The organism is Undibacterium sp. TJN25, assembly GCF_049339885.1.
Taxonomy (GTDB): Bacteria; Pseudomonadota; Gammaproteobacteria; order Burkholderiales; family Burkholderiaceae_D; genus Undibacterium.
This window is the reverse complement of the sequence record NZ_JBMPPM010000009.1, coordinates 246,762-267,923: the sequence shown is the minus strand read 5'-3', so window position 1 is coordinate 267,923 and position 21,162 is coordinate 246,762. Positions and strand designations below refer to the sequence as shown.

The window sequence follows — 21,162 nt, the reverse complement described above, 5'->3', positions numbered from 1 at the left end:
TCCTGGTACGCCGCAACAAGACAGCCATGGAAGACGTTCGTGCGTTCAGCGCCGACCTGCACTCCGTCGTATTGTCCGGCGCCATGTCCAAAGCCGTTGGCGCAGCCAACATCAAAAAAGTAGGCTAGCGTCCTGGGTTTGAAGCTCGTTGTGTCAGAAGGCTGATGCAATGAGCGGCAGACAAGGCGCAAAACGCAGCAAGGGCGGGTTCCCTTGCGAGGATTTGCAACGCAGGATGGCGGTCATTTCATCGGCCTTCTACAACGAACTTCGAACTTAGGATGCGCATTCATGGCAATGGCAATCGGCAATGACGGAGATGGAGAAGACGAAGTCAACAGTACCATCAACACGACGCCGCTGGTCGACGTCATGCTGGTCCTGCTGATCATCTTCCTGATCACCATCCCCGTTGTGACACACACGGTCCCGGTCAAACTGCCGTCTGAAACCAATCAGCCGTACAAGACCAAACCGGAAAACATCAACCTGGCCATCGACAAGGAAGGCCAGATATTCTGGAACGAAGGCCTGGTGCCGGATACCCCGGCGCTGCTGGAAAAGCTCAAGAAGATCGCGGTCATGGTGCCGCAGCCCGAACTGCATATACGGGGTGACCAAAACACCCAGTATAAATATGTCGGCAAGGTCATCCTGACAGCCCAGCGCGCAGGCATCGCCAAGGTCGCGTTTGTCACCGAACCGCCACCGCGCGGAGGTTAAATCGGCGAAACCAAAAGCCCTTCTCCCGCGTGCGGGAGAAGGGTGGGGATGAGGGGCGTTGCGCTCCTGTAGAGATAGTGAAACAGGTATTTACATTGCAGGCCGAGATGAGTGAACGCCGATGTGAAAATGATTCTGCATCAACTCAAGCCCCCTCATCCCGGCCTTCTCCCGCACGCGGGAGAAGGGGCAAACCTCACAACATAAAGGAACCCACATGGGAATGAATATAGGCTCAGGCGGAGGCAGCTCCGCCGATCCGGAACCGATGATAGAGATGAACATGACGCCGCTGATCGACGTCATGCTGGTGCTGATCATCATGCTGATCATTACCATCCCGATCCAGAACCACGCCGTCAACCTCAACATGCCGACCAGCAGCCCTGCCAAGCCGCTGACGGACCCAGTAGTGGTGACGATCGACGTCGACTTCGACGGCACGGTACTGTGGAATGGCGTCGCCCTGAGCGGCGGCCGGCCAGAACTGGAAGCCAAGCTGCGCGAAGTCGCCGCACAGCCTGACCAGCCCGAAATACACCTGAAGCCCAACAAGCTGGTGGCGTACAAGTCGGTGGCAGCGGTGATGGCCTCGGCCCAGCGTCTGGGTGTGACCAAGATCGGCATGATCGGCAACGAACAGTTTATCAACGATTAAAGCGCCAGGTTGCAATGGCGGGCATGAGCGGTGTGAGCAGGATTATGAGCATCGGACTAGAATTGCTGCTTGCGTTTACAAAGGCATGTTTTGTAGAGAACAGGCTTGTTGACGTAGATGAAATACATGGCATGAGCAGTGTCGCAAGCGGCAGGGTATAGGGCAGGATCAGAATTTTATTGAATACCACTTAAATACCTATTGACAACCACTGTGGAAAACCATAAAGTGAAGTTGCCCCTTGCTACAAAGGGGGAAACAGAGGGCCGGGAATTTTTTCAGATGGAAAAAGAAGTGAGTAAACAATACCAATACCTGATCGGCGTAGATGGCGGCGGCACCGGCACCCGGGTGCTGCTGGCGGGTGCCGACGGTGCTGAGCTCGGGCGCGGTAGCGCCGGCCCTTCGGGCCTGATGCATGGAATAGAAAACGCGTGGAACGCCATCTTGTCCGCGGTGAAGCAGGCGTTTGCAGAGGCAGGCTTGTCAATGCCTGAGCTGGCGCAGATCGCTGCCGGCTGCGGCCTGGCCGGCGTGCACAACAGGCAGTGGGCCTCAGAATTTGCAGAAAAGAATCCGGGTTTCGGCGCGGTGGCAGTGGGCACCGACGGCCAGACTACCTTGCTGGGCGCGCACCAGGGCCAGGCGGGCGCCATCATCGCCATAGGAACCGGCAGTGTGGGCGAGGTGATGCTGGCAGACGGCAGCCGCCGTGAAGTGGGAGCCTGGGGCTTTCCTTCCAGTGATGAGGCCAGTGGCGCCTGGTTAGGCCTGCACACCATCAATCATGTACAGCATGTGCTGGACGGGCGGCATGCTCCCACGGAATTTGCGGAGGCAGTGATTGCCCATTGCGGCGGCGGGCGTGACGGTGTGTTCAACTGGCTGGCGCAGGCCAATCAAACCGCGTACGCGCAGCTGGCGCGCTTCACGATCAAGTTCGCTGCAAGCGAGCCGGTAGCGCGCGGCATCATGCAGAAGGGCGGCGAAGAAATCGCCAAGATGGCCTATGCGCTGGATCCATCCGCACAATTACCCATTGCGCTGTGCGGTGGCCTGGCTGCGCCATTGCGTGATTACCTGCCGCCGGCACTGCTGGCGCGCGTCGTACAGCCGCAGGCTGACTCGGCAGCGGGTGCACTGATCCTGATTAAGAAGAGTCTCTCAGAAAGCTGATAATGCTAGCGCAACTACTTGATTTCAAACCTGATAGCGATAGTTCCACGCCGCTGTACCTGCAGCTGGCCAACAAGCTGGCCAATGGCATCCATAGCGGCATCTGGCAACCGGATGAGGCGTTGCCTTCCGAGCGCACGCTGTCGGATGCATTGGAAATCTCGCGCGTTACCGCGCGCAAGGCCATCGACATGCTGTGCGAACGCGGCATGCTGACCCGCAAGCACGGTTCGGGCACCTATATCACTCCCAAGCTGGAACAGCCGCTGTCGCGCCTGACCAACTTCAGCGAAGAATTGCGCCAGCGTGGCTTTGTACCGGGCTCGCAATGGCTGTCGCGTGAAACCGGCGTGGCAGCGCCGGAAGAAATACTATCGCTGGGCCTGTCGCCCAACACGGTAGTCTCGCGCCTGAAGCGCCTGCGCACTGCCGACAACGTGGTGATGGCCATAGAAAGCACCACCATTCCTGCACTGTACCTGCCCAACCCCAAAGCGGTGACGGACAGCCTGTACGGCTATCTGGAATCGCACAATGTCACGCCCACGCGCGCGCTGCAGCATATCCGCGCAGTGAACGCGACGGCGGAGCAGGCCAAGCTGGCCGGCATCAAGCAGGGCGCCGCGATGCTATATATCACCCGTGTCGGCTATCTGCCGACCGGCGCCGCCGTTGAGCTGACGCATTCGTATTGCCGCAGCGATTATTATGACTTTGTTGCGGAGCTGTTTAGATGAGCGAAACACGGCAATTGCAGGGCAACGTACTGACGCCACAAGGCTGGATCGAAGGTTCGGTGAATTTCTCCGAGCGTATTTCGACGATCCAGGGCGTTATCGCCGATCCCGCAAAAAATCAGCAGCATTACATCCTGCCCGGTTTTGTCGACCTGCATGTGCATGGCGCCGGCGGCAAGGATACGATGGAAGCAGGCGACGCGGTGCAGGTCATCGCGCGCATGCATGCAAAACATGGCACCACCAGCATGCTGGCGACCACGATGACGGCCCCCATGTCGGACCTGGAGCAAGCCTTGCAGGCGATCAGCACCTCCTGCAAGCTGCGCAGCAGCGGCGCTGCCCGCGTACTGGGCGTGCATCTGGAAGGGCCTTACATCAACCCCGGCAAGCTGGGCGCACAGCCTGATTTTGCGACACTGGCGACGCTGGAAGAGGTCAAGCACCTGCATGCGATTGCGCCGATACGGCTGATTACCGTTGCGCCGGAAATGGAAGGCCACCTGGAGCTGGTCAAGCAATTGACTGCCATGGGCATGCAGGTCCAGATAGGTCATACGCTGGGCACCTATGAAGAGGGCGTCGCTGCGCTGGCCAACGGCGCCACCGGCTTCACACACCTGTACAACGCGATGTCGCGGCTGGATCACCGGGCACCGGGCATGGTGGGCGCGGCGCTGGCCCATGCCAAATTTTCCGAGATCATCCCCGACCTGCTGCACGTGCACCCCGGTGCGATCAAGGCGGCAATGCGCGCCATTCCGCACCTGTATTGCGTGACCGATTCCACCGCGGCCTCCGGCATGCCGGACGGCCAGTACATGCTGGGCCGCCAGGTCGTGCACAAATGCCTGGGCGGTGTGCGCCTGGAAGACGGCACGCTGGCAGGCAGCACGCTGACGATGGACCAGGCGCTGCGCAACCTGGTCAGCATAGGCCTGGACCTGGCGGATGCATCCAGACGCGTGTCCACCTACGCCGCCGATTATCTGGGCCTGCCTGAGCGCGGCCGCCTGCAAATCAACAGCTACGCCGATATCGTCGTGCTGGACCGTGAACTTAACCTGACCGCCGTGTATGTAGAAGGAGAAAAGATTGACCTCGCAGATGCTTAAAGAAGCTTGCTCTTCCGCCGAGTTTGTAGCACAGCAATTAACCCAGGAACGCGAGCGCTATGCCGAGCTAGGTCGTACCCTCAGGGACAATCCGCCGGCCTCGGTGCTGACGGTCGCGCGCGGCAGTTCCGATCATGCGGCCAATTATGCCGCCTACCTGATCATGGCCAGGCTGGGGCGCATCGTCGCCTCGTTGCCGATGTCGCTGGTCACACTGAACAAGTCCCCGCTGCATGCGCAGAATGCGCTGGCGATTGCGATTTCCCAGTCCGGCCAAAGCCCGGATGTGATAGAGCCGATACGCTATTTCCGCCAGGGCGGTGCTACCACCGTGGCGCTGGTCAATGACGCCGGCTCGCCGCTGGCGCAAAGCGCCGAATGGACGCTGCCGCTGCACGCCGGCCCGGAGCTGAGCGTGGCGGCGACCAAGAGCTTCATCACATCGCTGGTGGCTGGTGCGCGGCTGGCCGGCAACTGGCAAAACGATGCCGACTTCCTCAGTGCAATAGAAATGCTGCCGGAGGCGCTGGAATCTGCCACCCGCAGCGACTGGTCGAATGCACTGGATGTACTGACTCCGGCTTCCCGCATCATGGTTGTGGGCCGCGGCATCAGCTTCCCGGTCGCGCTGGAATCAGCATTGAAATTCAAGGAAACTTCGGTCATACAGGCCGAAGCATTCAGCGGTGCCGAAATCAAGCACGGCCCCATGGCGCTGATCGATGAAGGTTATCCGTTGCTGATCTTCGCCACCCGCGGACCGGCACAGGCCGGTCTGATCAAGCTGGCGGAGGAAATGCGCGGACGCGGCGCCGATGTGCTGCTGGCCGCTCCGGTCGATGTGAAAGAACGTAATTTGACCTTGCCGACAGCAGCCACGCCGGACCTCGATCCTATTGTAGCAATACAGGCCTTCTACATCATGGCCGCGAACCTGTCCATTGCGCGCGGGCTCGATCCGGACAAGCCGCGTCACCTGAGCAAGGTCACCAAGACCAGCTAGAACGCTTCCGGCTGGGCTGCGAGGGCACAAGGTCAAAGTTCGGCGGGGCTTGCACACCGCTTACACACCATATTGCATCCCCGGCACTTGTGTTGGCAGCGGGGCATGGACTCATACGCACAGTTTGATTTTACCGGCATGGAAAAATGCAGCGTTCCTCACTGAAAAAACTGATCATCGCAGCATGCATGGGTACAGCTTCCGCTGTATCCGGCCTGCTGCCGGCCAGTGCCGGTGTGGATGCCGGTATGAGGCCAGGTGTGAGTCCAGCTATGAGCCAAAGTATAAAACCCAGCGCAGCGCAGCCAGCGCCCGAAAAAATCGAATTCTGGACGATGAGCCTGAAGCCCAAGTTCATTCCCTATTTCCAGAACCTGGTCAGGAAATATGAAACCCAAAATCCCGGCATCAAACTGGAGTGGGTGGATTTCCCCTGGGATATCCTGCAACTGAAACTGATTACCGCCATCGCGGCCGGCACGCCGCCATCACTGGTCAACCTGAGTGTGCCGTGGGCGGAAGAATTTGCGCGCGATGGCTTGATAGAGCCGGTGGATGCACTGATCGGCGACCGCAGCGTCTACACGAAAGGTGCGCTGGCTGACATGAGTTTTCGCGGCCACCTGTACGGCTTTCCGCACTACAGCAACGTCAACGTCATTGCCTACAACAGCAAGATATTGGCCGCCGCCGGGCTGCAGCGCGCGCCGCGTAATATGGATGAAATACTCGCCTATGCAAGGCAGATTGCCGCCAGGACAGGCAAGGCCGGCTACGCGCCCGCGCTGGGCAAGATAGACGGCTTCCTGCTGCAACAGGGCCTGCCGCTGATCAGGGACGGTAAGGCCGTGTTCAACTCGCCTGATCATGTGGCGCTGATACAGAAGCTGGCTGACACCTACAAGGCCAACGGTTTTTTGAAGGACAAGCTGTTCGCCGAAGACAATTTCCCCGCTGTGGTGGACGCCTACCTGGGCGGGCGCCTGGGCATGATGGTCAGCGCGCCGACGGCGCTGAAGCGGATACAGGCGGATTCAAAAGAAATATACGCGGCCACCGGCGTATTCCCTGCGCCCGTGGGGCCGACCGGCATAGGTGACGGCGGCTGGATGTTCAACTTTGCGGTACCCAAGGGAGTGCGCCCGCAAGCGCTGCCGGCTATCGCAAGGTTCGCGCAATTCCTGACCAATGACGAGAACCAGCTGGAGTTCGCCAAAATCGCCAACGTCATGCCGACCACGGTCCGCGCGCTGGCCGATCCGCACTTCCTGCAGATTGCCGCGGATGCCGGCGCCACCGAAAAGGCATTGGCGGTAGCGGCAGGATCGATGGAAAATTCGCGCAGCCTGTATGTCGCCGGCATCGACGATTACGACGAATTGCGGCGCTTCCTCGTCAAGGCGGTGGAAGCGGGCATGACAGGCAAGAAAGACATCAGGCAGGCTCTGGATGAAGCGGTGCTCATCTGGAACAAAAAACTGGCAAAGCAGCGATGAGATTCTGGCGCAAACATGGCCTGCTGGCCTATGTCTTCCTGGCACCGGCGCTGGTGCTGCTGGCGGCATTTTCATTCTGGCCTGTGATCTTCGGTTCCTGGCTGGCCTTCACCGATTTCAGCCTGGTGCGGCCCACGCACTGGGTAGGCCTGGATAATTTCAGCTACATTTTCGGCAACGACATGTTCCTGACAGGGCTGAAGAATTCCCTGCTGTTCCTGCTGATCGTGCCGTTTACGCAGCTGGGCGCAATGATGCTGGCGGTACTGGTGAATAACCGGATGCCGGGAATACGCCTGTTCCGCGCCGCCTATTATGTACCAGTGGTCACCACCGTCGCCGTAGTCGGCATCATGTGGGGCTTCATGTTTCATGAACAGGGCCCGGTGAATTACGTGCTGCTGAAGCTGCATGCGGTCAGCGACCCGGTAGGCTGGCTATCCGACGATTCCATCGCACTGTTTGCCATCATGTTCGTGTCGCTGTGGCGCGGCCTGGGCTGGTATATGGTGATGTACCTGGCGGCGCTGCAATCCATCCCGACCGAGATGCAGGAGGCGGCGATACTGGATGGCGCCAACCTGTGGCAGCGCTTCTGGAAGATCACCGTACCCATGCTGTATCCCACCATCATGGTATGCACCATCATGTCGGTGCTGGCGGCGCTGAAGGCCTACCAGGAAGTGGATGTCTTGACGCAGGGTGGGCCGATGAATTCTACGTTCACCGCGCTGTACTACGCGTACGACCAGGGGCTGAAACACCTGAAACTGCCGCGCGGCCTCGCCGCCAGTTTTGTCGTATCGGTATTCTGCATAGGCATTGCCTTGCTGTGCCTGCGCTATATCCGGCCTAAGCACCGATGAAAACGGCTTCCTTCCCCGCTTCCCGCCGCCTGGCCGGCATCGTCGGGCAATACCTGGTATTGCTGGCACTGGCATTGCTGTGCGTGTTCCCATTCTGGTGGACGCTGGTAGTCGCTGTTTCCACCGAGGGTAACATCTTCGAGTTTCCGCCCAGCTTCTGGCCCAGGGCAATATCGCTGGATAATTTTGTCGAGGTTTTCCGCGTCATCCCCATCCTGGCGTTTTACAAGAACTCGCTGCTGATCACCGCCTCCACGGTGCTATGGAAACTGCTGTTCTGTTCGCTGGCTGCCTACCCGTTGTCGCGCATGCGCTTCACCGGCAGCAAGCTGGTGTTTGGCCTGATCCTGGCGACGATGATCCTGCCATCCGAGGTGAACTTTCTGGTCAACTTCATCACGATGACCAAGATCGGCCTGGTCAATACCTACACCGGCGTGATCCTGCCCAATGTGGTGACCGCAGTGTCCATCCTGCTGCTGAAGCAGGCTTTCGACGAGGTTCCGCAAGACCTGATCGACGCGGCCAGGGTAGACGGCGCTGCGGAATGGGTCATCTTCTGGAAAATTGTGCTGCCGCTAATTACGCCATGGCTGGCTACCGTCGGCATCCTGTCTGCAGTGGAAGCCTGGAATGAATATATCTGGCCTTCCATCGTCATCAGCAAACCCGAGGATTTTCCGCTGTCGGCAGGTGTGCTGTACCTGCGCGGTACTTACGGCAGCAGCACCCGCGTCATCGCGGCCGGTACCATATTGACGGTGGCGCCTATATTGGCCGCCTTTTTATTTACCCAGCGCTTTTTTATGCGCGGCATGGAGGGAGCAGTGAAATGAGTCAGACCGAAAATAGTACAAGCACCAGGCTGAACGCCCGCAAGGTGGCGGGGCAGTCCATCATGATACGCATGCCGGGCACGTCGCTGGACGCTGATACCGCGGCCTTCCTGCGGGACAACCATATCCGCGCCGTATGCCTGTTCCGCCAGAATATGGTGGATGCGCAGCAGCTGTCCAAGTTTACGGCCGACCTGCGCGCCGTGATGGGGCCGGACGCGCTGATAGGCATAGACCAGGAAGGCGGCGCGGTTGTACGTGCCACCTGGGTGCCGCAGCCGCCGGCTGCCATGTCGCTGGGCGCCAGCAACGATGCTGCGCTGTGCCGCGAAGTGGGCGCCGCCGTGGCGCGCGCGGTCAGGTCGCTGGGCTTCAACTGGAATTTTGCGCCGGTGCTGGACCTGAACAACAATGTCGATAACCCCGTCATTTCCGAGCGCTCCTTCGGCGCCGATCCGGACAAGGCTACTGCGCTGGCGCTGGCCTGGATGGAGGGTAGCCTGTCGGAGGGAGTCGCCTGCTGCGTCAAGCATTTCCCTGGACATGGCGATACCAATGTCGATTCGCACCGCGACCTGCCGACGGTGGACAAATCGCGCGCGGAACTGGATGCACTGGAATTGTCGCCTTTCCGCCAGGCAGCCGGCAACGCGCCCGCGGTGATGAGTGCGCACATCATCTATCCGGCGCTGGACCCCGACTACCCGGCAACGATGTCCAAAAAAATCCTGACCGGCATCTTGCGCGACGAGTGGAATTACCAGGGCGTCGTCATCACCGATGGCATGGACATGCATGCGATTGCCGGCCACTACGGCGTAGGCAATGCGGCGGTGATCGCGCTGGCAGCCGGCGCCGATATGGTCATGGCCCTGGGCACGCGGGAAACGCAGAAAGAAACGCTGGACGCCCTAACGGCAGCAATAGAAGCCGGCACGATAGACCAGGCCGGCCTGGAACAGAGGCTGGCCCGCGTGGCGGCGTTGGCGCGCAAATATCCGTGCACCCCGCTTCCTTATCAGACCGAGGCGGCGGACCAGGCATTGATGGTGCGCGCATGGAGCCGCGGCCTGACTTCTTATAAGGGTGCGGTTGCACCTGCGCCCGGCAGCAAGGTGCGTCTGGTGACCAGCGCCAACGTCGTCAGCGACGGTGTTTCCGAAGCCGGCATACCGGCCGCTAAAGTGGCTGCGATGCTGGCCCGTGTGTATGACGTCGATACGGTTACATTTGAAAAAATGGATGATTTCGACTGGAAAACCTTGCTCGATGACGGGCGCTACGTCATCCTGGCTTCGACAATACGCCTGCGCTACAGCGAGCGGGTGCGCGCCAGCTGGAAGCCGGATCTGCACCTGGTCTTGTGGAACCCGTTCCAGTCCCTCGACATACAGGCACCGGCGCTGATCACCTACGGTTTCTCCGGCCCGGCGCTGGAAGCGGCTGCTGCATGGTTTTCCGGCAAGTTGCAAGCGCAAGGGGTATTGCCCGTGCAGAGTTTTCAGGATATGACGGCAAGCTGAAGGCGAAAAGGGAAAAAATGAAAAACTGCGGAATGCCATGTCACGGGTAAAGCTCAGCAATATCGTCAAGGAATATGATGGCGGCGCGCGCATCATCCACGGTATTGATCTTGATATCGCGGATGGCGAGTTCGTCGTGTTCGTCGGCCCTTCGGGCTGTGGAAAATCGACCTTGCTGCGCATGATTGCCGGCCTGGAGGACATCACCGGCGGCGAGCTGCATATAGGTGACACGCTGGCCAACGATATCGCTCCCGCCAAACGCGGCCTGGCGATGGTATTCCAGTCCTATGCGTTATATCCGCACATGTCGGTATATGAAAACATGGCTTTCAGCCTGAAGCTGGCCGGACTGAAACGGCAGCAGGTGGACGACGCAGTGCAGCAGGCCGCGGCCATTCTGCAGATCGACCACTTATTACTGCGCAAGCCCAAGGATTTGTCGGGCGGCCAGCGCCAGCGGGTGGCGATAGGCCGCGCCATTGTGCGCAAGCCGGCGGTATTCCTGTTTGACGAGCCGCTGTCCAACCTGGATGCAAGCCTGCGTGTGCAGATGCGCATAGAACTGAGCCGCCTGCACAAGGAACTGAAGACAACGATAATCTATGTGACGCACGACCAGGTGGAGGCCATGACGCTGGGCGAACGCATCGTGGTCTTTAACGCCGGCCGCATAGAGCAGGTCGGTACGCCGCTGGAGTTATACGACCAGCCTGGCAACCTGTTCGTGGCGGGCTTTCTCGGCGCACCCAGGATGAATTTCCTCAAGGCGGAAGTGACCGGCATCGATGCGGGTGCCTCAGGCACTGGCGTTACAGTACGCGTGGCAGGCGGCATGCTGCTGACGCTGCAGGTAGGGCCACGCCAGCTGACTATTGGCGCCCAGGTCACCCTGGGTATACGCGCCGAGCATATAGCGCTGGCAACGGCACCGGACCGCAGTAACGCTGATGCCGATGCAGTGCATGTTGCCGCAGGCGTCGAGCTGGTCGAGCACCTGGGCGACTCGCTGATCGTGTATGCACGGGCCGCCGGTGAACAGGGCATGGTTGCCGTCAAGCTGGGTACCGGAACGGCAGCGCTGAAGTCCGGCGATGCTGTCAGCTTGTATCTGCCGTCGCAGCGCTGCCACCTTTTCGATGCAGACGGCAAAGCCTGTCCGCGCCTCTCTACGCAGTTTTCATAAATACAAAAATACAGGGGACACCTTCCATGACCAATAAAGAAAATGCTGCCCGCCATCCCATGAGCTGGGTTCCGACCCTGTATCTGGCCGAAGGCTTGCCCTTTTATGCGGTGGCGTTGATTGCCAGCCTGATGTACAAGAGCCTGGGCGTGCCGAATGACCAGATCGCGCGCTGGACCGGCCTGCTGGGGTTTGCCTGGGTATTCAAGCCCTTGTGGAGTCCTTTTTTGGAAACTGCGCGCAGCAAAAAAATCGTCGTAGTGATATTCCAGGTGGCGGGAGGCGTCTGCCTTGGGCTGGTTGCGCTGTCGCTGCAGTTGCCTTCCTATTTTGCCGTCAGCATCGCCTTGCTGGCGATGGTTGCCATTGCCTCGGCAACGCACGATATCGCAGCGGATGGCCTGTATATCGCCAGCCTCAGCAACAAGCAGCAGGCGGCCTATGCGGGCTGGCAGGGCGCTTTCTACAATGCGGCCAAATTCATTTCCTTTGGCGGACTGCTGTTTCTTGCCGGCCGGCTGGAAACGCATATCGGTGTGACCAATGCATGGATGGTGGTGTTCGGCATCCTGGGGGCGATGCTGGTCGCGCTGGGCATATACCATATCTGGGCCTTGCCCGGTACCCGGAATGTTGTTACCGGCGAGAGCCTGGGCAGCATCTTTACGACGCTGCGCGATGTCATTGCCGATTTTTTCAGGAAGCCGGGCATCCTGCTGTGCATCCTGTTTATCATCCTGTTCCGCGCGGCGGAAGGGCAGATACAAACGATAGGACCGCTATTCCTGCGCGACCCCCGGAGCGTAGGCGGCCTGGGTTTGACGACCGATGAAGTCAGTGTCGTCTATGGCACCGCTGGCACGGTCGCTTTCCTCACGGGCAGTGTGCTCGGCGGTTATTTCACATCCTGGCTAGGGTTGAAGAAAGCGCTGCCTTATCTGATACTGGCGATGAACTTTCCCAATATCGTCTTCATCATTCTCAGTTCCACCTTGCCCAGCAGCCTGGGTGCGATTACCGCTGCGCTCAGCGTGGAAATGTTCGGCTACGGCTTCGGCTTTGTCGGTGTAATCCTGTTCATCATGCAGGTGGTCGCGGTTGGTAAATACCAGACTGCGCACTATGCATTGGGTACCGGCGTCATGCAGCTGGGTTTTGTGCTGTTCAAGATGATCAGCGGCGATATCCAAGTGGCATTGGGCTACCGGAATTTTTTCATCTGGGTACTGGTTTCTGCGTTGCCCGTGCTGCTGGTTTTGCGCTTCCTGCCTTTCAGGAAAGAAGGGGAGCCGGAGCCTGAACCCGCAGTGGAATTTCAGGGTGACGAAGAGGGCCAGATCCGCGAATTCAAGAACTAGGCCGCTGTCATTCCAATGCCATGCACTGGCGGGATACGGGCAGGATACAGTCGATAAATGTATTCTGCGGCGTGACCATCCTGGTGATGATTTTCGTCAATGAATTGGCGGGCGTGCGCGGCATTTCTGAATAGTCGCGATGCTCGGCAGGCCGGGCCTGCATCTGCAGTTATGACAAGAAGAGTATGAACCCTGCGCGTACTGTAAATGCTATAACGCGCCTGTCCTCCATCGATGCATTGCGCGGCCTGACTGTTGCCGCAATGCTGATGGTCAACAGCGCCGGCGACTGGAACCATGTGTATCCATGGATGGAACATGCTGAATGGAACGGCTGCACGCCGGCCGACTTCATCTTCCCGTTTTTCCTGCTGATCGTTGGCGTTTCCCTGAGCCTGGCGCTGGGACCGAAGCTGGAGTCGGGAGCAGAGCCCGCCCAGCTGGCGCGCACGGTGCTGCTGCGCGCCGGACGTATTGTGCTGCTGGGGATTGCACTGCACGTCATTGCCTGGGCCTTGCTGGAGGGGCGTGAATTTCGCCTGCTGGGTGTGCTGCAAAGGATCGGCATCTGCTTTGGATTCGCCGGCTTGCTGCTTGTCTATGTCCGGAGTGGGATAGTCCAATGGACGTTTTTCATCATCATCCTGCTTGGATATTGGGTTTTGCTGATCACCGGCGGCAACCTGCAGCCGGATACGAATCTGGCCGACAAAATCGACTCTGCGCTGTTGGGCAGATACGCCTATCTGTATGATGCCGCAAGCGGCAAGACGCATGATCCAGAAGGCTGGCTGAGTACATTGCCATCCCTGGCCACCGTCATACTTGGCCTGCGCGCAGGTGCATGGCTGCGTAGAGGGCAAACCGGCCGGTTGGCATGGGCAGGCATAAGCGCATGCGCTGCCGGCGCCTTGTGGGCTTTAATACTGCCGTTGAACAAACAACTATGGACGTCTTCGTTTGTGCTGTGGACCGGCGGCTTTGCATTGCTGGCGATCGCGTTGGCCCACTACCTGGTTGACCTGCGCGGCTGGCCCGCGCTTGGCCGCAGCTTTGGCGTGAATGCGATAGCCGCGTATGCAGGTTCCTGGATAACAAGCTGCATACTCGCGGGAAGCGGCGCAATGGCTGCGCTGTATAGGGTTTTGTTTGATGTTCCGCTGACGCCGTTGGCCGGGCCGTACTTTTCTTCCGCTGCATTCGCGATGGTATTCACCACGCTTTGGTGGATGCTGATGAAACTGTTTTATCGGCGCGGCTGGCGTATCACGATCTGAAGAGTGAGGAATTGAGCGTCTGATATCCGGCAAGCGCCAGCTGGGCAAATAGGTACAATGCGCTGCTTGCAATCCGCCGGCAGCGCATTTTTTTCGCGGTAGCCGGGTTTGCCTATTTCGGCATCAGCACCGTATCGATGACATTGATTACGCCGTTGGATTGAATCACGTCATAAGTGCTGATACTGGCGACATTGCCGCTTTCATCCTTGATGCTGATATTGTGCGGCCCATTCATCATGAACCACAATTTGCCACCGCTCACAGTCGCCAGTTCGGCGGTGCCGCCATGCTTCTTGATCTCACCGGATATGGTCATGAAATCATATTTTCCCGGCACGACGTGATAGGTCAGGATCTTGGTCAGCGTTGCCTTGTTTTCCGGTTTCACCAGGGTTTCCACTGTGCCGGCAGGTAGCTTGCCGAATGCGGCATTGGTGGGGGCAAATACAGTAAATGGGCCTTTGCCTTTTAGCGTATCCACCAGGCCGGCGGCCTTGACGGCGGCAACCAGCGTGGTGTGGTCTGCCGAGTTGACTGCATTGTCTACGATATCCTTGCCAGGCAGCATACTTTGGCCCCCGACCATCACGTCGGCGGCGCCTGCCAGTGCGGAGCTTGCCATTGCAGCAGCGAACAACAGGGCATAGTTAAATTTGCGCATGATCATTTCCTTCCAGATTAAGTGCGAGATCGCACTAACTTCTACGAAGGAGTGATGGCGTCGGATTCAAATCTTTCCGAATACGTCTCTTGACGGCCTTGCTTCAGCTTTTTACCGCAGGTTTCTTTACGACCAGCGCTACGCCGGCAACGGCAATGAGCATGCCTATCATGGCGGTGATGGTAAAACGTTCGTTGAACATCAGCCACGCCATGCCGGCGGTTACCGGTGGCACCAGGTACATATAGCTGGTGACCTTGGTTGCTTCGCCATGCCGTATCATCACAAACAGCACGGAAATACCGACGCCCGACAGCACAAAGACCGACCACGCAAGCGCGCCGAAGAACTGCGGCGTCCACAGTACGGTCTGCGATTCGAAATATAAAGCCAGCGGGAAGGTGAGTATCAGTGACGCCGCAAACTGAATGAACTGGCCGGTGCGCACGTCGAAGGACGGGCATTTCTTTTTCTGGTACATGGTGCCCACCGTCATGGTCAGCAGCGCAAACACGGCCAGCAGGATGCTGGCGGTACTCATGCCGATGACGGAGATCTTGTTCGCGACGACCAGGCCTACGCCCAGCATGCCCAGCGCCAGGCCAAACCATTGGCGCTTTTCAGTTTTTTCCCCTATTAGCGGACCCAGACAGGCTGTTAATACAGGCTGGGTATTGACGATCAGCGCAGCGACGCCGGCCGGCATGCCCAGCTTGACGGCACTCCATACGCCGCCGAGATAACAGGCCTGCATCAGTATGCCGGCAATGGCGATATGCGGCCACGCGCTGCGCGCGGGCCAGGGTGCTCGCATGGTCACTGCCAGGATGCCCATGAACAGCAGCACGCCGGCATAGCGCAGGCTCAGGAAGGTCAGCGGCTGTGCATACGGCAGGCCGTACTTGGCAACGACATAGCCGGAGGCCCAGATCAGGATAAAAACGTAGGGGGCAAGGTGCAGGTATTTGGGGGCGTGCGGGGTATTCATACTTTAGGCCATTCATCGATGACATGCAGTATGACGGTAAACCGCAGCGCAGTCTTGGCGGATGTTGTCTGCGCTGCCTGAAATTAATTCATCTCATCGCATTGCAGGAGTATGGATGGATGTATGAATGGAAGTGTGAATCGGGGGTGTAAATCGGGAGTACGAATGCGGCAGGCCGCTGTTCCTTCCCTGCGGAATACCTTGTTATTTGGATGCAAGTTCCGTTTCCGCCGGCAGCTCTGCTATCCATTTCCTGGCTTCCCCTGTCATGATAAGCAGTTCTTGCTCGACCACGGTAAACATGGCTTCCACCAGGGCGCTGTCATTGGCCTTGATTGCATTTTCTATTTCCAGTGTCAGACCGGCAAAGCGTTTTGCGCCCAAAGTACCGATGGTGCCGCGCATTTTGTGGAACAGGTGGGCCGCCTCGTCACGCCGGCCTTCGTCCCATGCGGACCTTGCTTCATCCACTGGCGCCGTGCCGCGGTCTACCAGTTTTTTCAGGAAGCCCAGCAAGGTATTCCTGTGCGCGGGGCTGCCCTTGGTCAATGCATGGAACCAGCGCGGATCGAAGCTGGGTTCGGCTTTGTCCTTGTGTATAGGCTGGCCGGTAATGCCTCCGGTCAGCCTTCCGGGCGGCGACTTTTTCAAATCCAGTTGCTGGCCTATCGTCGCCAGCATATTTTCCACATCGATGGGCTTGGCAATAAAACCGTTCATGCCGCTGGCAATGCAGCGCTCCCTCTCCGTTTCCATCACGCCGGCGGTCATCGCGACGATGGGAATGTCCAGCGCCAGTTCCTTGCGGATGAGGGTTGTTGCGGTATAGCCGTCCATTACCGGCATCTGCACATCCATCAGCACCAGGTCGTAATCGCCCGCGTGTAGGCGCAGATGGTCTACCGCCTTTTGTCCGTCCTCTACGACGGCAACCGTTGCCCCATGCTGCTCCAGCATGCCTTTTGCCACGAACTGGTTGAATGGATTGTCTTCCACCAGCAGCAGGCGCGCACCGCGTATGCGGTCCTCCATTGTGCCGCTGCGCGACAGGAGCGCCGTGTTGCCGGCGCCTTTGCGTTTCATCAGGATTTCATGCAGCGAATCGAACAGGCTGGAACCGGTGATCGGCTTCACCAGGATGGCGTCGGCAGCGGACGACATGGTATTGTCCTTCAGCAGCGATGCATGGCCATAGGCGTTGGTCAGCAGGACCACGGGTGCTGCCTGTTGCGGGAATGCGTCACGCAAGACCTGCAAGATGCCGCGCCGGTCGATACCGGGCATCTGCCAGTCCACCAGTAGCGCGTCGTACACGTTTCCGGCCTCATGCAGCGCGCTGATATGGCCGAGCGCCGCCGCGGCGGAACCTGCGCTGTCGGCTTTCCAGTGCCAGGACTGTATCATTTTGCTCAGATAGTCGCGGCTGGTGGCATTGTCATCAACGATGAGTATGTTCAGTTCGCCGAGATCCGAGCCTTGCCGCATTTCCCTGGCGGCCGGGTCTGCTGCCAGCTTCAACGGCAGAGTAACCGTAAATTCCGTACCCGCTCCCAACTGGCTGCTGACGCTGATGCCGCCGCCCATCAATTCCACCAGCCGCTTGGAAATCGCCAGGCCCAGCCCGGTGCCGCCGAAACGGCGGGTAGTGGACTCATCCACTTGCGAAAACGCGGAGAACAGCCGCGTCTGCTGTTGCAGGTCCATGCCTATGCCGGTATCGCGTACATGGAAGCACAGGCTAGTCTCCTGGCCCGGCAATGCAATCTTTTCCACATAGATGCTGACCTCGCCGCGCTCGGTGAATTTAATGGAATTGCCGGTCAGGTTGATCAGCACCTGCTGCAGCCGCAACGCGTCGCCGACCAGCATTTTCGGCATGTCCGGCGCGACTCCTATGGCCAGCTCCAAGTCCTTGGCGCTGGCATTGGCCATCATGATGCTGGCCAGGGTTTTCAGCACGTCGTCCAGTTGGAAAGGCGAGACGGACAATTCCATCCTGCCTGCCTCGATCTTGGAGAAATCCAGGATGTCGTTCAGGATGGCCAGCAAGGACTGTCCCGAGGCCCGTATCATCTCCAGGTATTTTTTCTGTTCGGCGGACAAGCTGGAGTTACCCAGCAGGTAAGTCATGCCCAGCACCGCATTCATCGGCGTGCGGATTTCATGGCTCATGTTGGCGACAAATTCACTCTTGGCGCGGCTGGCTGCTTCGGCCAGATCCTTGGCTTCCCTCAGCGACTGCTGCAACTGCTGCTGTTCCGTCACATCCTGCACGATGACAATCGTGCAGGGCGATTTGTTCAGTATGAGCGGGCTAAAGGTCAGCTGCGCCAGAAACTTGGCGCCGTCGTGGCGCAGGCCGGCGAACATCTGTGGTACGTCATGCAGAGGATAGGCCGCATCCAGCGTGTGGTAAGAACGCGTACCGCTGGAATAGGACAGGTGCTGTCCCTCCAGGTCGGGCACCAGCGTTTGCAGTTCCAGCCCGTCCAGTGCATGCGCGGGATAGTGGAACAGCTCGTGAGCCTTGCTGTTGGCCTTGACGATATTACCGTATTCGTCGGTGACAATGATGGCGCCCGGCGACAGTTCAAACAGCGATTCAAAGTCCTGCTGCATACGGCGGCTTTGCAGCGCTTCCTGCATCAGCTTGTCATATGCCTGGCTTAGTTCGACTGATTTGGTGTCGAGCGCGGTGGTCATCGCGTTGAAGGCGCGTGATACGGTGCCGAACTCATCCACGCCTTCTGCTTCCAGCCGATAGCTGAAATTGCCGTCGCGGACCGCGCGCGTGGCGTCGACCAGCTTGGTCAGCGGGCGTATCAGTCGGGCAAAGGAAATCCAGGCTACCGCCAGCAGCGCAAGCGCGACAATCGCCAGCAGGATGATGCGGGCCCAGAACAGAAAGTGCTCGCGTGTGCTGCGTTCTATGTCTGCCGCCACGGCCCAGCGGTAGGTACTTTCGCCCATCGCCTGCACTTCCGAAATCAGCTGGCCGACCAGGATGGCCGAACGGCGGCGCGCCAGATTGGGACTGATATCCGCCGGCTGGCTGGTGATCAGCGTGAACAGGTTTTGCAGGCGCGCATTGCGGCTCAGCATGTCTTCCAGTTCTGTTTTTCCTACCTGCGTCCATGGGTGATAGCTGCCCAGCGCCGCGCTAAGTTCCATGTGGCGCTGCAGCCATTGCTTGACGGCGCGCTGGTTATTGTCCAGCATATATTCCTGCGTCAGCACCAGCAGGCTGGACATCTGCCTGGCCGTCAACTGCGCCTGCTGCTGCTCCTGGTTGATCAGGTCTACCTGCACCCTGGCTATATATACGGTGATGCCGGAGAGCACGCCGATGAAGACGCTGGCCGCAACGATCAGTAGGAGCAGGCGCCGGATTTGCATTACTTTGCCGCCCCTTTCGATCTGGCCGCATTCAATGGCTCCGCATTGATGAAGCCGGAGAAGTCGGGAAATTGTCCTTCGTTGATCAGGTCCTCGTTCTTTGCCCATCTGGCGGCATTATTGAGCGTAACCAGCAGCGAAGGGTCCAGCACCAGCTTGAACTGCGAGCCGGCCCACAGAGAGTCCAGTGCGGCGGGATCCAGGCCGCTGTGCCTGGCGAGGATGGCTTTAGCCTTCAATGGCTCGTGCGCGATGTACTGCACGGCCTTGTCCATTGCCCTCAGCAGTTTGACCGTTTCCGCATGCGACTGCGTTACCGTTTTGCGCAAGGCCACCAGGTGGGTGCTCAGATTATATGACGGCACAGTAACGTCAAACGCGTCCTTGCCCAGTGCTGCGCGCTGCTTCGAGGCGATGGGTTCAAACGTGGACAACGCATCGACCTTGCCACCAGCCAGCGCGGCCGACATGCCGTCCAGATCAACAAATACGTGTTCTACATGTTTGGGGTCTACCCCCTCGAACAGCAGGAAGTTATCCAGGAAATAGTGCGGCGCGGATTTCCTCGGCATGCCTACACGCTTGCCTACCAGGTCCTGCGCTTTCGTGATATGCGCGCTCTTGCGCGTGATCAGCTTCAGCATGGAGGTGCTGGTCGCGTAGGTAGCAAGGATGGAAAAATCCTGGTGCTCTATGCTGTTGAACATCATCGCCAGATCGCCTACTGCGGCAAATTGCGCTTTCCCTTCAAATACATTGTCGATGCAGCGGGACGCGCCTATGCAATGGTCAAATTTGACTGCCAGCCCTTCCTGCGCAAAATAGCCCATCTCGTCGGCCACGAACAGCACCGTGGCCGGCACCGATGATCCGGTCGCGATCGTGACGGGCGTCGGCACGTCGGCAGCGGCATAAGAGAAGTTGCAGCACCCCAGCGCGGCCGCGAAGCCGGCATATATTGCAAATGCGCGAAACCGCTGCAGAGGCGGCTTCATGGGCGCTGCGGGGCCAGGATCTGCTTTGCTGATTATGCGCATATATCCACCTTACTTGACAAGGGTGACACCGCTGGGCCTGACTTTTCTCAGGATCGATGGTTCCAGCAGATCCAGGAAATTAGGGATCTGGTGGTTGCTGATCAGGTTCTCACGGATGGCCCAGCGGGCCTCCGATTCCAGGGATATCAACAGGGATTGGCTAAGCACCATATTGAAGCGGAAATCGGCCCAGGCCGAGGTAATAAATGCGGGATCCAGTTTCAGATGGTCCAGCAGTATGGATTTGCTCAGTTCAGGGTTGTTCTGGATATACACCGTGGCGTTGTTCAGCGCGCGCACCAGCCTCACCATGTCGTCCCTGCGGCTGTTCAAAGTAGGTTTCAGCGTGACGAGGTTGAAACTCAGCGTGTGGACTGATCCGGTCGGCAGCGTCTGTGCTTCGCTGCCGAGCGCCTGCATGACCTTGAAGGCCGCCGGTTCAAACACGGCTGCCGCATCGATCTTGTGGCTGAGCATTGCTTGCGGCATGTCTTCCGGCGCCATGTTGATCAGCCCCATGCCGCGCGGATCGAACCCTTGGGATAGTGCAATCAGGTCGAATGCATACTGGCTGGACGTGCCCATCGGTATCGCCACTCTTTTTCCGACCAGGTCTTTCGCTGCGGAGATGTTGTCGTTCTTCCGGACGATCAGCTTGGTGTCGAAGTTGGCATTGCAGAAAGTGCTGAGAACGACGAAGTCCTTGCGCTCAAAGCCGTTGAACATGATGGGCAGGTCGGAGACGGTGGCAAGCTGCACCTTGCCGGCAAACATCTGCTTGATACAGCGCGCGCCGTTGATGCAATCCTCCAGCCTGACTTTCAATCCTTCCTGCGCAAACATACCCATTTTTTCCGCTACGTAAAACGGTGTGGACATGCCGGTGGCGCTTACCGCAATACTCAGTTCCGCAGCGAATACGCCGGGCGCAGCCAGCCCGGCCAACAAGCCCAGCACGCGGAAAACCGTAGGAAAGACTTTCATATATGGATATGGCGCCGGCATGAATTGCCTTATAGGCAAAGATTGTATTTATAGGGATGATATCTGCAATCAGGCAAACATTGCAAAAATACACGCGGCCGCGGCGCGCATTAAAAAACGGCGTTACCTGAAAGCAGGC

At 58.7% G+C, this 21,162-nt stretch carries 18 protein-coding genes and 1 pseudogene; 14 read left to right on the top strand and 5 right to left on the bottom strand.

What is annotated here, in order from left to right; translation table 11 throughout:
• The 14 genes and pseudogenes from ACO0LO_RS22230 to ACO0LO_RS22165 form a co-directional block, all read left to right on the top strand.
• Window positions 1–128 (top strand): annotated as a pseudogene (locus ACO0LO_RS22230) (MotA/TolQ/ExbB proton channel family protein); the annotation flags it as partial.
• 163 nt (window positions 129–291) lie between these two features.
• Window positions 292–723, top strand: a complete 432-nt coding sequence (locus ACO0LO_RS22225; RefSeq protein WP_422967480.1) for an ExbD/TolR family protein — start codon at window positions 292–294, stop codon at window positions 721–723.
• A gap of 217 nt (window positions 724–940) precedes the next feature.
• The gene (locus ACO0LO_RS22220) at window positions 941–1,381 is read left to right on the top strand and encodes an ExbD/TolR family protein (RefSeq protein WP_422967479.1); all 441 of its coding nucleotides are present in this window, start codon (window positions 941–943) and stop codon (window positions 1,379–1,381) included.
• A gap of 294 nt (window positions 1,382–1,675) precedes the next feature.
• A complete protein-coding gene (locus tag ACO0LO_RS22215; protein ID WP_422967477.1) occupies window positions 1,676–2,557 on the top strand; it encodes a BadF/BadG/BcrA/BcrD ATPase family protein in 882 nt (293 codons plus the stop codon).
• Window positions 2,558–2,559: 2 nt separating this feature from the next.
• Complete coding sequence (locus ACO0LO_RS22210; protein WP_422967475.1) at window positions 2,560–3,294, top strand: GntR family transcriptional regulator; 735 nt, start codon at window positions 2,560–2,562, stop codon at window positions 3,292–3,294.
• A complete protein-coding gene (gene nagA / locus ACO0LO_RS22205; RefSeq protein WP_422967473.1) occupies window positions 3,291–4,409 on the top strand; it encodes an N-acetylglucosamine-6-phosphate deacetylase in 1,119 nt (372 codons plus the stop codon). Before ACO0LO_RS22210 ends, nagA begins: the two co-directional genes overlap by 4 nt.
• Entirely contained in the window at window positions 4,402–5,412 is a 1,011-nt protein-coding gene (locus tag ACO0LO_RS22200; protein ID WP_422967495.1) for an SIS domain-containing protein, read from the top strand. The genes nagA and ACO0LO_RS22200 overlap by 8 nt, the downstream gene beginning before the upstream one ends.
• 272 nt (window positions 5,413–5,684) lie before the next feature.
• Window positions 5,685–6,908 carry an ABC transporter substrate-binding protein gene (locus ACO0LO_RS22195; protein ID WP_422967471.1) on the top strand — a complete coding sequence of 408 codons (1,224 nt, stop codon included), beginning with the start codon at window positions 5,685–5,687 and terminating at the stop codon, window positions 6,906–6,908.
• Window positions 6,905–7,774: a carbohydrate ABC transporter permease gene (locus ACO0LO_RS22190; protein ID WP_422967469.1), complete on the top strand. Its 870-nt coding sequence runs from the start codon at window positions 6,905–6,907 to the stop codon at window positions 7,772–7,774. Before ACO0LO_RS22195 ends, ACO0LO_RS22190 begins: the two co-directional genes overlap by 4 nt.
• On the top strand, window positions 7,771–8,610 hold the full coding sequence (locus ACO0LO_RS22185; RefSeq protein ID WP_422967467.1) for a carbohydrate ABC transporter permease: 840 nt from the start codon (window positions 7,771–7,773) through the stop codon (window positions 8,608–8,610). The genes ACO0LO_RS22190 and ACO0LO_RS22185 overlap by 4 nt, the downstream gene beginning before the upstream one ends.
• Window positions 8,607–10,133, top strand: coding sequence for a beta-N-acetylhexosaminidase (gene nagZ, locus ACO0LO_RS22180; protein ID WP_422967465.1), 1,527 nt, complete (start codon window positions 8,607–8,609; stop codon window positions 10,131–10,133). Before ACO0LO_RS22185 ends, nagZ begins: the two co-directional genes overlap by 4 nt.
• 37 nt (window positions 10,134–10,170) lie before the next feature.
• Window positions 10,171–11,319: an ABC transporter ATP-binding protein gene (locus tag ACO0LO_RS22175; protein WP_422967463.1), complete on the top strand. Its 1,149-nt coding sequence runs from the start codon at window positions 10,171–10,173 to the stop codon at window positions 11,317–11,319.
• Between the two features lie 26 nt (window positions 11,320–11,345).
• Window positions 11,346–12,677: an MFS transporter gene (locus ACO0LO_RS22170; RefSeq protein ID WP_422967461.1), complete on the top strand. Its 1,332-nt coding sequence runs from the start codon at window positions 11,346–11,348 to the stop codon at window positions 12,675–12,677.
• 185 nt (window positions 12,678–12,862) lie between these two features.
• A complete protein-coding gene (locus ACO0LO_RS22165) occupies window positions 12,863–13,954 on the top strand; it encodes an acyltransferase family protein (protein WP_422967459.1) in 1,092 nt (363 codons plus the stop codon).
• A 112-nt stretch (window positions 13,955–14,066) separates the two neighbouring features.
• Here the strand turns inward: ACO0LO_RS22165 and ACO0LO_RS22160 are convergent, their stop codons facing one another.
• The 5 genes from ACO0LO_RS22160 to ACO0LO_RS22140 form a co-directional block, all read right to left on the bottom strand.
• Window positions 14,067–14,618, bottom strand: a complete 552-nt coding sequence (locus ACO0LO_RS22160) for a fasciclin domain-containing protein (protein WP_422967458.1) — start codon at window positions 14,616–14,618, stop codon at window positions 14,067–14,069.
• 103 nt (window positions 14,619–14,721) lie between these two features.
• A complete protein-coding gene (locus tag ACO0LO_RS22155) occupies window positions 14,722–15,606 on the bottom strand; it encodes a DMT family transporter (protein ID WP_422967456.1) in 885 nt (294 codons plus the stop codon).
• Between the two features lie 204 nt (window positions 15,607–15,810).
• Entirely contained in the window at window positions 15,811–19,002 is a 3,192-nt protein-coding gene (locus ACO0LO_RS22150; protein ID WP_422967454.1) for a response regulator, read from the bottom strand.
• Window positions 19,002–19,997: an ABC transporter substrate-binding protein gene (locus tag ACO0LO_RS22145; protein WP_422967452.1), complete on the bottom strand. Its 996-nt coding sequence runs from the start codon at window positions 19,995–19,997 to the stop codon at window positions 19,002–19,004. Before ACO0LO_RS22145 ends, ACO0LO_RS22150 begins: the two co-directional genes overlap by 1 nt.
• A gap of 51 nt (window positions 19,998–20,048) precedes the next feature.
• Window positions 20,049–21,023, bottom strand: a complete 975-nt coding sequence (locus tag ACO0LO_RS22140; RefSeq protein ID WP_422967450.1) for an ABC transporter substrate-binding protein — start codon at window positions 21,021–21,023, stop codon at window positions 20,049–20,051.
• Window positions 21,024–21,162: the final 139 nt, after the last annotated feature.

Bases quoted from the DNA above. Each gene is read 5' to 3' on its own strand.
- nagZ (WP_422967465.1), top strand. From the start codon at position 8,607: ATGAGTCAGACCGAAAATAGTACAAGCACCAGGCTGAACGCCCGCAAG.
- ACO0LO_RS22165 (WP_422967459.1), top strand. From the start codon at position 12,863: ATGAACCCTGCGCGTACTGTAAATGCTATAACGCGCCTGTCCTCCATC.
- ACO0LO_RS22185 (WP_422967467.1), top strand. From the start codon at position 7,771: ATGAAAACGGCTTCCTTCCCCGCTTCCCGCCGCCTGGCCGGCATCGTC.
- ACO0LO_RS22160 (WP_422967458.1), bottom strand. From the start codon at position 14,618: ATGCGCAAATTTAACTATGCCCTGTTGTTCGCTGCTGCAATGGCAAGC.
- ACO0LO_RS22150 (WP_422967454.1), bottom strand. From the start codon at position 19,002: ATGCAAATCCGGCGCCTGCTCCTACTGATCGTTGCGGCCAGCGTCTTC.
- ACO0LO_RS22175 (WP_422967463.1), top strand. From the start codon at position 10,171: ATGTCACGGGTAAAGCTCAGCAATATCGTCAAGGAATATGATGGCGGC.
- ACO0LO_RS22190 (WP_422967469.1), top strand. From the start codon at position 6,905: ATGAGATTCTGGCGCAAACATGGCCTGCTGGCCTATGTCTTCCTGGCA.
- ACO0LO_RS22140 (WP_422967450.1), bottom strand. From the start codon at position 21,023: ATGAAAGTCTTTCCTACGGTTTTCCGCGTGCTGGGCTTGTTGGCCGGG.
- nagA (WP_422967473.1), top strand. From the start codon at position 3,291: ATGAGCGAAACACGGCAATTGCAGGGCAACGTACTGACGCCACAAGGC.
- ACO0LO_RS22170 (WP_422967461.1), top strand. From the start codon at position 11,346: ATGACCAATAAAGAAAATGCTGCCCGCCATCCCATGAGCTGGGTTCCG.
- ACO0LO_RS22225 (WP_422967480.1), top strand. From the start codon at position 292: ATGGCAATGGCAATCGGCAATGACGGAGATGGAGAAGACGAAGTCAAC.
- ACO0LO_RS22155 (WP_422967456.1), bottom strand. From the start codon at position 15,606: ATGAATACCCCGCACGCCCCCAAATACCTGCACCTTGCCCCCTACGTT.
- ACO0LO_RS22200 (WP_422967495.1), top strand. From the start codon at position 4,402: ATGCTTAAAGAAGCTTGCTCTTCCGCCGAGTTTGTAGCACAGCAATTA.
- ACO0LO_RS22220 (WP_422967479.1), top strand. From the start codon at position 941: ATGGGAATGAATATAGGCTCAGGCGGAGGCAGCTCCGCCGATCCGGAA.
- ACO0LO_RS22210 (WP_422967475.1), top strand. From the start codon at position 2,560: ATGCTAGCGCAACTACTTGATTTCAAACCTGATAGCGATAGTTCCACG.
- ACO0LO_RS22145 (WP_422967452.1), bottom strand. From the start codon at position 19,997: ATGAAGCCGCCTCTGCAGCGGTTTCGCGCATTTGCAATATATGCCGGC.
- ACO0LO_RS22195 (WP_422967471.1), top strand. From the start codon at position 5,685: ATGAGCCAAAGTATAAAACCCAGCGCAGCGCAGCCAGCGCCCGAAAAA.